This is a genomic window from Paralimibaculum aggregatum, assembly GCF_030270585.1.
Classification (GTDB): Bacteria; Pseudomonadota; Alphaproteobacteria; order Rhodobacterales; family Rhodobacteraceae; genus Thermohalobaculum; species Thermohalobaculum aggregatum.
The window spans coordinates 49,761-62,537 of record NZ_BSYI01000006.1 but is presented as its reverse complement, the minus strand read 5'-3'; the positions used below and the strand labels follow the sequence as shown (position 1 = coordinate 62,537).

The 12,777-nt window shown below is 74.0% G+C and carries 11 protein-coding genes; 8 read left to right on the top strand and 3 right to left on the bottom strand.

The window, feature by feature from the left end:
* Positions 1–175: 175 nt before the first annotated feature.
* Positions 176–934 (bottom strand): TIGR02186 family protein, encoded by a 759-nt coding sequence (locus QSJ97_RS05185; RefSeq protein ID WP_285670570.1) that lies wholly within the window; start codon positions 932–934, stop codon positions 176–178.
* Positions 931–1,845 carry a sulfite exporter TauE/SafE family protein gene (locus QSJ97_RS05180; RefSeq protein ID WP_285670569.1) on the bottom strand — a complete coding sequence of 305 codons (915 nt, stop codon included), beginning with the start codon at positions 1,843–1,845 and terminating at the stop codon, positions 931–933. The genes QSJ97_RS05185 and QSJ97_RS05180 overlap by 4 nt, the downstream gene beginning before the upstream one ends.
* A 385-nt stretch (positions 1,846–2,230) precedes the next feature.
* Between QSJ97_RS05180 and QSJ97_RS05175 the strand changes: the two genes are divergently transcribed.
* Positions 2,231–3,004, top strand: coding sequence for a putative metalloprotease CJM1_0395 family protein (locus QSJ97_RS05175; RefSeq protein ID WP_285670568.1), 774 nt, complete (start codon positions 2,231–2,233; stop codon positions 3,002–3,004).
* Positions 3,005–3,125: 121 nt separating this feature from the next.
* Complete coding sequence (locus tag QSJ97_RS05170) at positions 3,126–3,365, top strand: HP1242/YdcH family protein (RefSeq protein WP_285670566.1); 240 nt, start codon at positions 3,126–3,128, stop codon at positions 3,363–3,365.
* A 246-nt stretch (positions 3,366–3,611) separates the two neighbouring features.
* Here QSJ97_RS05170 and QSJ97_RS05165 read toward each other — a convergent pair whose 3' ends face one another.
* The gene (locus QSJ97_RS05165) at positions 3,612–6,200 is read right to left on the bottom strand and encodes a mechanosensitive ion channel family protein (RefSeq protein ID WP_285670564.1); all 2,589 of its coding nucleotides are present in this window, start codon (positions 6,198–6,200) and stop codon (positions 3,612–3,614) included.
* 316 nt (positions 6,201–6,516) lie between these two features.
* On the opposite strand from QSJ97_RS05165, the gene QSJ97_RS05160 reads away from it, so the two are divergent.
* Genes QSJ97_RS05160 through QSJ97_RS05135 form a run of 6 tightly spaced genes read left to right on the top strand, consistent with a single transcriptional unit; the run spans position 6,517 to position 12,700 of the window.
* Positions 6,517–7,740, top strand: a complete 1,224-nt coding sequence (locus QSJ97_RS05160) for a glycosyltransferase family protein (RefSeq protein ID WP_285670561.1) — start codon at positions 6,517–6,519, stop codon at positions 7,738–7,740.
* 5 nt (positions 7,741–7,745) lie between these two features.
* Positions 7,746–9,044: a glycosyltransferase family 4 protein gene (locus QSJ97_RS05155; protein ID WP_285670560.1), complete on the top strand. Its 1,299-nt coding sequence runs from the start codon at positions 7,746–7,748 to the stop codon at positions 9,042–9,044.
* Positions 9,041–10,156: a glycosyltransferase family 4 protein gene (locus QSJ97_RS05150; protein WP_285670559.1), complete on the top strand. Its 1,116-nt coding sequence runs from the start codon at positions 9,041–9,043 to the stop codon at positions 10,154–10,156. The genes QSJ97_RS05155 and QSJ97_RS05150 overlap by 4 nt, the downstream gene beginning before the upstream one ends.
* A 29-nt stretch (positions 10,157–10,185) precedes the next feature.
* Positions 10,186–10,818 (top strand): histidine phosphatase family protein, encoded by a 633-nt coding sequence (locus QSJ97_RS05145; protein ID WP_285670558.1) that lies wholly within the window; start codon positions 10,186–10,188, stop codon positions 10,816–10,818.
* Complete coding sequence (locus QSJ97_RS05140; RefSeq protein ID WP_285670557.1) at positions 10,815–11,954, top strand: glycosyltransferase; 1,140 nt, start codon at positions 10,815–10,817, stop codon at positions 11,952–11,954. The genes QSJ97_RS05145 and QSJ97_RS05140 overlap by 4 nt, the downstream gene beginning before the upstream one ends.
* Positions 11,951–12,700, top strand: coding sequence for a class I SAM-dependent methyltransferase (locus QSJ97_RS05135; protein ID WP_285670556.1), 750 nt, complete (start codon positions 11,951–11,953; stop codon positions 12,698–12,700). Before QSJ97_RS05140 ends, QSJ97_RS05135 begins: the two co-directional genes overlap by 4 nt.
* Positions 12,701–12,777: the final 77 nt, after the last annotated feature.

The window sequence follows — 12,777 nt, the reverse complement described above, 5'->3', positions numbered from 1 at the left end:
TTGTCGTGCGGGCCGACCCGTCTGCCGGACGAGTTCCGCCACGATCCCGCACGCGGCCCCGCCGAGGCCGGGGCTGCCGCATATGGCCGGTCCGCCTACCCGGCCAAAGGCACGCCAGCGCAGCGCCGCGCTCGCCGCCTTCGACCGAACAGCCGGGCCGCCGCGGCGCCCCCCCTCAGGGGAAGAAGATGCGGAAGAAGGTCGAGGCCAGCCAGCCGGCCGCGAGCGCGATGGCCAGCGAGAGCAGGCCGTAGATCAGCGCATGGTCCTTGGCCATCACGTAGATCCAGCGCTCGAGGCCGATCTTGCGCACCGCGATGGTCTTCTCGACGTGATCGACCACCGCCTTGTCGCGGGTGATGAAGATGCGCGCGCGGTAGTCGCCCTCGATGAGCTGCGCCGGCAGCCGGATCGAGGTGCTGAACAGCGTCGCCTCCGCCACCGACACCGCGCCCGACTGCTCGGTATAGAGCCCGCCCTGCCGCCGGAGCCGCATCACCGCCGCGCGGTAGTCCTCCGGGTAGCGCTCCGCCTGGGTGTCGCCGATCAGCCTGACCGCATGGTCGATCGAGATCCGGTGGCGCAGATCGTCGGTATAGCTCAGCGCCTCGCGCAGCGGCCGCGTGCTCGCCACCGCATAGAAGCTCGGCGCCGCGTCCACCTGCACGCCCGGGTCGTTCACCCAGATGCCGAACTGGCGGATCTTCTTGCGCACCACCACCGGCGCCGAGGGGCCGATCAGCGTGATCACCACGTTGAGCTCGCCCTCGGCCTCCGGCGCGTCGCGCTTGATCGCGCCATAGATGAAGATCTCCGAGCCGTCGAAGCTCGTGGTGATCGCCACCCGGGTCTGGTTGAGCGCGGCGACAACCTCCTCCGCCGCCGCGGGCCAGGCCGCGACCAGGGCCAGGAGAAACGCCGCGAGCCGAATCAATGCAACGGCTCCGCCAGGCTGAAGGGCTCGTCCGGGGTGATGATGAGATCGACCCCCAGCTTGGTGCAGACCACCAGCACCAGGAGCGCCAGCAGGATGCGCAGCTGCTCCGCCTTCAGCCGCGGCGCGAGGCGCACGCCGATCTGCGTGCCGACCACGCCGCCCACCAGCAGAACCAGCGCCAGCAGCGCGTCCACGGTCTGGTTGGCGATGGCGTGCATCAGCGTCGTCGCCGCGGTGACGAACATGATCTGGAACAGCGAGGTGCCGACGACCACGGTGGTCGCCATGCCGAGCAGGTAGATCATCGCCGGCACCATGATGAAGCCGCCGCCGACCCCCATGATCGCCGCCAGCACGCCCACCAGCAGCCCGACCAGGAAGGGCGGGATCGCGCTGATGTAGAGGTTGGAGGCGCGGAAGCGCATCTTGAAGGGCAGGCCGTGCATCCAGCCGTGGCGTTTGCGGTTGCGCCGCACCACGCCCCGGCGCGAGCGCATCAGCGCCTGCACGCTCTCGACCAGCATCAGCGCCCCGACGATGCCGAGGAACACCACGTAGCAGAGCGAGATCAGCAGATCGACCTGGCCGAGGGTGCGCAGCAGCGCGAAGAGCTGCACCCCGATCGCCGAGCCCACGAGGCCGCCGACCAGCAGCACCAGGCCCATCTTGAAGTCGACCGTGCGCCGCCGCCAGTGCGCCAGCATGCCCGAGAACGAGGCGGCGCAGATCTGGTTGGCGCCGGTCGCCACCGCCACCGCGGGCGGGATGCCGCAGAGGATCAGCAGCGGCGTCATCAGGAAGCCGCCGCCGACACCGAACAGTCCGGAAAGCAGACCGACCCCGCCGCCAACCCCCAGCAACAGGGTGACGCTCACTGAGACCTCGGCGATGGGGAGGTAGATGTTCATTCCGGCGTGTCTTGGCTTTTGACAGTCCTTAGCCGGCTGCGCCGCGGTATTCCAGCGCCACCTCGGCCGCAGCGATGGAACCAGAGCAAAGGCGGGCTTTGGCCAGCGATTGTCGCCCTCGCGCAACAGTCCGGCGCGGAACCGGAGGGCGGACCGGGGCCGAGCGGCGCTGCGGCGGCGGAATTAACGCTTCGTCAACACCTGCGCCGGACCCTGCAACAAGAGGCCCGTCCATGCGGCTGGCCGTCTCACAGAAAGGAGCAGGACGAAGACCCGGCACGGGGCCGCTCCCCGTGTGACGCTGGACGCGCGGCAGCCCGGCACGATCCCGTGGCTGCCGCAACTCCGCGGCAACAGGCAGAAGGAGGCGCCACGGCGCAGTGATATGCTGACGACTCCTACGATTTCCTCAACGCCGCTTCACCATGCGCGGTTTCATGCCCGCCCGCCCGGCGGGGTCGAGCCGCAGCTGGCCCCGGCGCTCGAGCGCGCCGTCCGCGATCAGGAGCGCGAGACCGACCGGCCGCGCCTGCGCCGCGTCGATGCGCCGAGATCGGCGGAGCAGAGCCGGATCGGCGGCCGCGGCGCGGCGCAGGCGCGGCCGCAGTCGCAGGCGGCGGGCCGCGCCGCAACCGCGGGCAGCCCGGCCGCCGCCGACGCCGCGGGCGAGCCGCTCGCCAGCCCCGCCGAGGCCGCCGGTTTCAGCCCCGAGGAGCTCGCCGTCCTCGCCGAGCTCGCGGCGCGGGACCGCAAGGTCCGGGCGCACGAGACCGCGCATGCCCGCGTCGGCGGCCGCCATGCCGGACAGCCGCGCTACGAGTTTGCCGTCGGGCCGGACGGCAAGCGCTACGCGATCGGCGGCCAGGTGCAGATCGACGTCTCCACCAGCCCGCAGGACCCGGCCGCGACCATCGCCAAGATGCAGGTGGTCAGGGCCGCCGCGCTGGCGCCGGCGGATCCCTCGCCGGCAGACCGCCGCGTCGCCCAGCTGGCCGAGCGCCTGATGCGCGCGGCGCAGGCCGACCTGCACGCGATGTCGGAGATGGCGCGGGCCGAGCAGACGGGGCCCGAGACCGCCCGGCTGGCCCGGCTGACGGCGCTCTTCATGCAGACCGTGGTGCTGCCGGCGCCGGATCCGGTACACGACCGCGCCGCCTGAGCGCCATGCCCGGGCCGGGCCGTCGGCGCTTGATCCAGAGCAAGGCCGCGCCGGCGGCTGCCGTGCCAGCCTGCCTCTCGCCGGACATCCGTCCGCAGCGCAAGAGGAGGACCCCAGGCCCATGACGCACACGCCGCACGAGCTCGCCGAGCAGTTTCCCGACGACCACGACCGGCTGCACGAGCTCAAGCTCTCGGACGCCCATTTCGCCCGTCTCGAGGCGGACTACCACCGGCTCAACCGCGAGATCCACCGCGCCGAGACCGATCTCGAGCCGGTGGCCGACCATGTGCTCGAGGAGATGAAGAAGCGCCGCCTAGCCCTGCTGGACGAGATCGCCGCCAGGCTGCAGGCGGCCTGAGCGCGGGCGGCAGGCCGGGCCGCGGAGCCCCGGCGGGAGGAGGCGCCGCGCCGGGCCGCCCGCCACTGGCAACCGCCACGCCCGCGGCGCGTGCCGAACCGTCGCGCCGGTCGCAACCGGGCCCGGTGGCCACCGGCACCGCCATCGGCAGCGCGCCGCGAGCCCGGCGGCCGCCACCGGGTGCCCGGGCAGACGCGGCGCCCCCTCCGGCCAGACGCGGCGCGCGCTGCCGGCCGGCAGCGGGGCTCAGCGGTCGTCCACCGGGCCGCGCGCGCCGCCGGCCATGGCGAGGTTCTGCTCCCCCTCGATCACGTCGAGCGCGTTGCGGGTGCCGGCGCCGACCGCCCGCGCCTCGGTGTCGGAGAGCGGCCGGTCCTGCGGCAGGTCGGGGATCCGCACCGTCACCTCGCGATGCGCGAAATGGATGCCCTCGCGTTCGAACAGGTCGCGGATCTCCTGGAACACCCGCTTGCGGATCACCCATTGCTCGCCGGGCTTGGTCATGAACTTCACCCGCACGATCATCGCGCTGTCCTGCATCTCGATCACGCCCTGGCTCTTCAGCGGCTGCAGGAACTTGTCGCCGATCACCGGGTCGTCGAGCAGCTGCAGCCCGAGCTTCTTGACCAGCTTGCGCACCCGCTCGACATCGGTGTCGTAGGTCAGCCGCAGCGGCAGCTTCATCATCACCCAGTCGCGCGAGAAGTTGGTCAGGTGCCGGATCTCGCCGAACGGGATGGTGTGCAGCATGCCGAGATGGTGGCGCAGCTGGAACGAGCGCAGCGAGATCTTCTCCACCGTGCCCTTGACCTCGCCGACATCGATGTATTCGCCGCGGCGGAACGCGTCGTCCATCAGGAAGAAGGCGCCGGAGAGGATGTCGCGCACCAGGGTCTGGCTGCCGAAGCCGATGGCGAGGCCGAGGATGCCGGCACCGGCGAACAGCGGCGCCACGTTGAGGCCGATCTCGCTGGCCACCGCCAGCAGGATCGCGATCACGATCAGCCCGAGCACGAAGCTGCGCACCAGCGGCAGCAGCGTCGCCAGCCGCGACGCGCCGGTGCCGCCGCCCTCGCCCTCGCCGGGCTCGACGGGCAGCTCGTCCGCCCCCTCCTCGGCGATGCGCCGGTCGATCCAGATCCGGGTGGCGTGGAACAGGATGTAGCCGACGAAGGCGAGGTCGATCACGTCCTCGGCGATGCCGAGCAGCATGTTCTCCTGGAACAGCGAGGCGCCGCCCCAGAAATACAGCAGCCCGTAGGCGCCGGCGCCGATCGCGAACAGGCTGGCGACCCGGCGCGCGAGGTCCTCGAAGCTCTGCATCGCGCGGCGCGAGAAGACGAAGCGGGTCGGCTGCTCGATCCCCATATGGCTGCGGATCGCGCTGCCCTCCTCGGAGCCGTCGCCGTCGATATCGCCGGAGGAGCCGAATTCCTCGCGCTGCATCTCCACCTCGAGCGGCGGCGGCCCGGCGCGCATGGCGGCCTCCGGCGGGCTGCCCGCGGCACCGTCCGGCGCCCCGGCGCCGTCGCCCGCCCCGGTGTCCCCGGTGTCCCCGGTGCCCTCGGTGTCCTCGGCGGCGGAGGCGGCCTCGGCCCCGGCATTGAGCTCGGCCATCGCCCGGCGGCGGATGAAGATGCGCTCGATCACATAGCAGGCCACGGCATAGAGCAGCGTGCCCCCGAGCACGACGAAATAGGGCACGGTGAGCGCCAGCGGCTGCGCCGTGCCGCCCATCACCATCTCCACCGCGAACTTGCCCCAGGAGGCGACCAGATAGGCCACGCCGAGCGGCGCCCAGAGCGTCAGCGCGAGCAGCGTCACCCAGCTGATCTCGGTCCGCGGCTGGCCGTCGAGGATGATCCGGTTGATGATCGGCGCATTGGCCCGCATCAGGACCACGATGGCGACGACGAGCAGCGCCGTCAGGCTCACGGTGAACAGCACGACGATCTCGTTCGGCAGGCCGAGCGCCTGCACCCAGTAGCCGAAGCCGACCGCGCAGATGCCGAAGGTGCTCACCGCGTAGAGCCAGCGATAGAGCCGGCGCGCCGAGGCGGTGTCGATCGCCGGCAGGCGGTAGTTCGGCAGCAGCGGGCAGAGCACCATGCGCCAGATCGTGTCGATCAGCATCACCCCGGCATAGCAGGCGAAGATGATGATGACGGTGTTCAGCGTGTGCTCGTGGCCGTCGTGGAAGAAGATCCCCACGGCCGAGGCGGCGGAGACCGAGAGCGCCACTCCGATCACCGTCAGCAGCACGCGATAGGCCAGCACCGGCAGCTTGTCGCGATAGCCCTGCGGCTCCGGCTTCTGCATGTTGACGAAGATCGGCCGCGCGATGAAGGCGGCGAAGAGCTGCGCCACCGCCCGGCCCACCGCCAGCAGCACCAGCGCGAACACCGCGACGCCGAGGAAATAGGCCGGCTCGCCGGTCCGGCTCGCCGCCTTGAGCGTGACCCAGAGCTCGGGGAACGCCTCCGGCGCCTCGACGACGATCGCCACCAGCCGCTCGCGGAAGGCATCGACCACGCGCTGCGCCCGGCCGAACATGCCGGTATCTACCGGCTGCCCGGTCAGCGCGCCATAGGCCTCGGCCGAGGGCACGGCCATCGGGTCGAAGATCGGCCGCGACTGCGGCGACTGCGGTGACTGCCGCGTCTGCTGCGACTGGCCCGAAGCCGGCGGCGCCGACCCGGCCTCCCCGCCGGCATCCTCCGCGGTGCCGGCGGCGCCGCCGAAGAGCCTGCCATAGTCGAAGGCCGCCTGTGCCCCGGCAGGCAGCGCGCCGCCAAGGCAGGCGAGCAGCACGAGGCAGGCGATCAGTCGCGACATCTGGCGATCCTCCTCCGGTCCCCGTTGAAATCCTGCCCCCCGGCAGCGCGGCAGGGGCCCGCGCCGCCTCGTCGCATCCGCCGGACCCCGGGTTTCCGGCAGGCGACGAATTAAAATAGTCCGCCGGAGCCGGGAGGTCACCCCTGGGGCGAAAATCGCGTGTTGCAGGGCACACAAGGTTGACGCAAGCGTCGGCCTGGGCTTGCGAAATCCGGCTCTCGCCGGGGCCGAAACGGCCCGCCGGGGAAGACGGGGCTTGCCCGCCCCGGCAAGATGCGGCAGGTGTTAGACCGATCCTTCGGGCAGGGGGAACCGAATGGGACTGCCAGATCCCGCTCCGGGCGGGGAGAGCGAGCGCCGCGTACTGCTCTACAGCCACGACACTTTCGGGCTCGGCCATCTGAGACGCTCGCGAACCATCGCCACCGCGCTGATCGAGGCCGATCCCGGTCTTTCGGCGCTGATCGTGACGGGCTCCCCCATCGCCGGGCGCTTCGACTTTCCGGAGGGCGTCGACCATGTCCGGCTGCCCGGCGTGGTGAAGCTGACCGATGGCAGCTACAGCTCCTCGAACCTGCGCCTCGACATCGACGAGATGGTCCGCCTGCGCGGGCAGATCATCGCCGCCGCCGATGCCGAGTTCGCGCCCGAGCTGGTGATCGTCGACAAGGAGCCCTGGGGCTTCCGCCACGAGATGGCCGCCGCGCTGGCCGCCGCCCGGGCCCGCGGCGCGCGCATCGTGCTCGGCATCCGCGACGTGCTCGACGAGGAGGACGCGCTGGCCCGCGAATGGGAGCGCAAGGGCGCCATCGAGGCGATCGAGCGCTTCTACGACGAGATCTGGGTCTACGGCATCCCGGAGATCTGCGAGCCGCTGGCCGGGCTCGGCCTCTCGGCGCGGATGGAGCGGCGGGTGGTCTATACCGGCTATCTGCGCCGCGAGATCCCGGAGAGCCCGTCGCTGCCCGAGGGCGAGCTGCCGGCGCCGCCCTATGTGCTGGTGACCACCGGCGGCGGCGGCGACGGCGCCGGGCTGGTGGACTGGGTGCTCTCGGCCTACGAGGCCGATCCGCGGCTCGTGCCCCATGCCGTCGTGGTCTACGGCCCGTTCATGACCGCGCAGCTCCGCGCCGGCTTCGATGCCCGCGTCGCGCGGCTCGGCGGCCGGGTGACGGCGGTGACCTTCCACGGCCATCTCGAGGGGCTGCTGGCGCGCGCCGCCGGGGTCGTGGCGATGGGCGGCTACAACACCTTCTGCGAGATCCTCTCGATGGACCGGCCGGCGGTGATCGTGCCGCGCACCCGGCCGCGGCGCGAGCAGCTGATCCGCGCCGAGAACGCCGAGCGGCTCGGGCTGCTGCGCATGCTGACCCCGGAGCGCGACGGCGCCGCCCCGGCGGTGATGGCGGCGGCGATCCGGCGGCTGGCGGCGCAGCCGCGGCCCAGCGAGGTGCGCATCGCCGGGCTGCTCGACGGGCTCGAGGTGATCGCCGCGCGCACCACCGCCGCCGAGCGGCCGCAAGCCCGCTTCGGAAGCTGACCCCGATGGCCGCCGCCATGCCCCCGCGCGAGGCCCCGCCCGCGCCGCCGCTGGCGGTTGTGGTCAAGGGCTATCCGCGGCTCTCGGAGACCTTCGTCGCGCAGGAGCTGAAGGCGCTGGAGGACCGCGGCTTCGTCTTCGAGATCTGGTCGCTCCGCGCGCCCTATGACGACCGAACCCACCCGATCCACGGCCGGATCCGGGCGCGCCCGCGCTACCTGCCGGAATATCTTCATGGCGAGCCGCTGCGGGTGCTGCGCGGGCTGGCGCGGGCGGCGCGGCTGCCCGGCTTCGGCCGGGCGCTGCGGGCCTGGCTCGGCGATCTGGCGCGCGAGCCCGGCCGGAGCCGCATCCGCCGCTTCGGCCAGGCTGCGGTGCTGGCCGCCGAGCTGCCCGCCGGCACGCGTTTCCTCTATGCCCATTTCCTGCACACGCCGGCATCGGTGGCGCGCTATGCGGCGATGATGCGCGGGCTCGGCTGGGGCGTCTCGGCCCATGCCAAGGACATCTGGACGACGCCGGACCGCGAGAAGGCCGACAAGCTCGCCGATGCCGCCTTCGCGGTGACCTGCACCGCCTCCGGGGCGGCGCATCTGGCCGCCCTGGCGGCGGAGCCGGAGCGCGTCGCGCTGGCCTATCACGGGCTCGATCTCACGCGCTTTCCCCCGCCTCCCGCGGCGCGGGCGAAGGGCGCCGCCTTCCGGCTGCTCTCGGTCGGGCGGCTGGTGGAGAAGAAGGGCTATGACGACCTGCTGGCGGCGCTCGCCGCGCTGCCGGCGGAACTCGACTGGCACCTCACCCATATCGGCGGCGGCAAGCTCGCCGGGCCGCTCGCGGCGGAGGCGGAGCGGCGCGGCCTCGCGCCGCGCATCGACTGGCAGGGCAAGCGCGACCAGACCGAGGTGATCGCCGCCATGCGCGCCGCCGATCTCTTCGTGCTGCCGGCCAAGATCGCCGGGGACGGCGACCGCGACGGGCTGCCCAACGTGCTGATGGAGGCGGCCTCGCAGAAGCTGCCGATCCTCTCGACGCGGGTCTCGGCGATCCCCGAATTCCTGCCGGATGCCGGCCATGGCTGGCTCGTCCCTCCCGGCGAGCCGGCGGCGCTGGCCGGCGCCATCGCGGTGCTGGCGGGCGATCCGGCGACCCGGGCGGCGATGGCGGAGGCGGCCCATGCCCGGCTGATCCGCGATTTCGCGATGGAGCCGGGGATCGACCTGCTCGCCGCGCGCCTCGCCGCCGGGCTCGGCGATGCCGCCCCGGCGCCGCGCCCGGCCCCGGCGCTCGACCGGGCCGCGTCATGACCATCGCGGCGCGCGACATCGCCGCCCGGCCCGGCCCGGCGGAGCCGCCTCGCATCGCGGTCTACGCGCCGATGAAGCCGCCGGACGACCCGGTCCCCTCCGGCGACCGCGAGATCGCCCGGCTGACCATGGCAGCGCTCGCCGCGGCCGGTTTCGCGCCCGAGCTGGTCTCGCGGCTGAAGCTCCGCGACGGCGAGGGCTCGGCCGCGGCGCAGGCCCGCCTGGTCCGCGCCGCCGAGGCCGAGGCCGACCGGCTGGCCGCGGCGCTGGCCCCGGCGCCGCCCGCCGCCTGGCTGACCTATCACTGCTACTGGAAGGCGCCGGACCTTCTCGGCCCCGCGGTGGCAGACCGGCTCGGCATCCCCTATGCGATCACCGAGCCCTCGATCTCGCCGAAGCGGCGCACCGGGCCCTGGGCCGGGTTCGCCGCCCGCGCCGAGGCCGCCATCGCCCGCGCCGACCGGCTGTTCTGGAGCACCGCGCGCGACCGCACGGCGCTCGAGATGGCCGGGCATGGCGGCGCGATGGTCCATCTGCCGCCGTTCCTCGAGGCCGGGCCGCCGGTCGCCCCGCGCCCGGCGCGGCCGCGGCTCCGCCTGCTGACGGTGGCGATGATGCGCCCGGGAGACAAGCTCGAGAGCTATCGCCGCCTCGCCGCCGGCCTCGCGCATCTCGCGGGCGACTGGCAGCTGCGCATCGTCGGCACCGGCCCGGCGGCGGATGCGGTGGGGGCGCTCTTCGCGCCGCTCGCCGCGCGGGTGCGCTGGCTCGGCCCGGTCGCCGACCCGCTGCGGCTGCGCGCGGAATATGCCGCGGCGGATCTGCTGCTCTGGCCCGGCGTCGCGGAGGGCGTCGGCATGGCCTGGCTCGAGGCCCAGAGCGCCGGGCTTCCGGTGGTGGCCGAGGACGGCCCCGCCGCCCGCGCCTGCGTCGCCGCGCCGCTCGCCCCGCCGGACGACGCCCCCGCCTATGCCGCCGCCATCGCCGCCGCTGCCGCCGGCCGCGAGGCCCTCTCCGCCGCCGCGCGGGCACGCATCGAGGCCCGCCACAGCCTCGAGGCCGCCGCCCGGCTCCTCGGCGCCGAGCTCGGCGCCCTGATCGCCCGGCGCTGAGCGCCTGCCCCTCACCGGAAACCCCCGAGATGCCCGCCGACAGCACCGAGATCGCCCTGATCCGCCATTTTCCGACCGACTGGAACCGCGAGCAGCGCCTGCAGGGCCGCGCCGACCGGCCGCTCACCGCGGATGCCCGGGCACGGCTCGCCGAGCTCCGCCTGCCCCGGCCCTGGGACCGCGCGGCGATCGTCGCCAGCACCCTCTGCCGCGCCCGCGAGACCGCCGAGAGCCTGGCCGAAGGCCGCCCGGTGCAGCTCGATGCCCGCCTCGTCGAGCAGGACTGGGGCGATTGGGAGGGGCTGATCGGCGAGGCGCTGCTGGCCGATCCGGCCTCGGGCTTCGTCGCGACCCACCTGATGGGCCCGGATTTCCGCCCGCCGAACGGCGAGACGGCGCGCGACGTGCTGGCCCGGGTGCGCCCGGCGCTGGCCGGGATCGGCGGCAGCGGGCGGCGCACGCTGCTCGTCGTGCACAAGGCGGTGATGCGGCACCTGATGCGCGAGGCGCACGGGCTGCCGGCCGAGGCCGAGGCGCCGGAGATCAAGCGCGCGCGGCTCTACCCGATGCGCTGCGACGCGCAGGGCCGGCTCTCGGATCCGGCGGCGCCGATGCGCCTCGTGCCGCGCCGCGAGGCAGCCCGGGACGGCGCCGCCCCGTGACGCGGGTCGCGCTCCTCGTCACCCATCTCTCCGGCAGCGGGCATCTGGTGCGCATGGCGGCGCTCGGCCGGGCGCTGGCGGCGGCGGGGGCGGAGGTGCTGCTGCTGAGCGGCGGGCGGCCACTGCCGCAGCTGCCGCCGGAGGCGCTGGCGCGGGACCGGATCGGCTTTCACCAGCTGGCGCCGCTCTCGGTGCCGGATTTCGATTTCTCGACGCCGCGCCGCGGCGATGGCGCGCCCGCGACCGAGGCCGACCTCGCCGCCCGGCGGGCCGATCTCTGCGCCCGGCTCGGCGGCTTCGCGCCGGATCTGCTGGTGACCGAGACCTTCCCTCTCGGCCGGCGCCGGCTGGCGGCGGAGTTCGCGGCGGCGATCGCGGCGGCGCGGGCCGCCCGCCCCGGCGCCCGGGTGGTCGCCTCCCTGCGCGACGTGCCGGAGCCGCCCTCGCGCCCGGAGCGGCTGGCCGTGGCGGCGGCGCGGCTCCGGGCCGATTATGCCGCGGTGCTGGTGCATGGCGAGGCCGCGGTGCTGCCGCTCGCGGCAAGCTGGCCGCTGCCGGCGAATCTCGGGGTTCCGGTGCTGCACACCGGCTATGTCGGGGCGGCGGAGGCACCGGCGGCGCAGCGCGGCGAGACGGTGCTGGTCGCCGGCGGCGGCGGGGTGCTCGGACGGCGGCTGCTGGCGCTGGCGGCGGTGGCCGCGGCGGCGAGCGCCCGCCCCTGGCACCTGCTCGTGGGCGGCGCGGCGGCGGCGGCCGAGGCGGCGGCGCTCACCGCGCGGCACGGCCATCCCCGGCTCGCCGCGGAGCCGGTGCGGGCCGACTATCCGGCGCTGCTGGCGGCAGCGGCCTGCTCGGTCAGCCTCGCCGGCTACAACACCGTGATGGATCTCGCCGCCTGCCGCACGCCGGCCCTGCTCGTCCCCTTCGCCGAGCATGGCGAGCGCGAGCAGTCGATCCGCGCCGCGGCGCTGGCCCGGCTCGACGGCATCTCGGTGCTCGATCTCGACGGGCTCGACGCGCCGGCCCTCGCCCGAGCCGCCGAGGCCGCCGCCCGCGCACCGCGGCGCCCGCCCTGGCCCTGGCCGCGCGACGGCGCCGCCCGCGCCGCCCGCGCCCTCCTGGAGCTTGCCCGATGACCGACCCCGAGAACACCGCCCCCGATGCGACGGGACCCGTGGACGCTGGCCCCAGGAGCGCCGGCCCCGGAAAGACCCGCCTGCACGACACCGCCGGGATCAAGGAGCGGCTCGAGGCGATCACCCGCCGGGTCGCCATCGACCTGCGCCACCTGCACCGCGACCGCAGCCGCGAGCAGATCCTCGAGGCGACCCGCACGGCGACCCGCATCCTCGATGTCGGCGCCTCGATGCGCACCCATCTCGGCGCCCTCGGCGACCGGGTGGAGACCCTAGACATCAACGATTTCGGCGACTACCCGGACCTTCTCGGCGATGTCTGCTCGCCGTTTCCGGACTGGATGCACGGCCGCTACGACGCGGTGATCGCGCTGGCGCTGCTCGAGCATGTCTACGACCCGCCCGCCGCGGTCGCCAACCTGCGCGCGGCGCTGCGACCCGGCGGGCGGATCTTCCTCTATGTGCCGTGGATCTACCGCTACCACGCGCCGCCGGACCTGATGTTCCAGGACTACCAGCGGCTCTCGCGCGACGGGCTGGCCTATCTGCTGCGCGACTTCGACGAGATCACCCTGCACCCGATTCGCGGAAAGTATTCGGCGATGGCGAACCTGATGAAATGGTGGAAGAAATCGCTGGAGCGCCGGCTCGGCACCTGGCCCAACCGGATGCTCGACGCGCGCGTCAGCCGCTGGCGCAACACGGTGCAGGCGAGCGGCTATTTCGTGACCGCCCGCCGCCCCTGAGGCCACGCCGTTCCCCGCTGCCCCCGTAGCGCCCCGCTGCTCCGGTGCCCGGGCGCCGCGCTGCCCGGCCGGCCCGC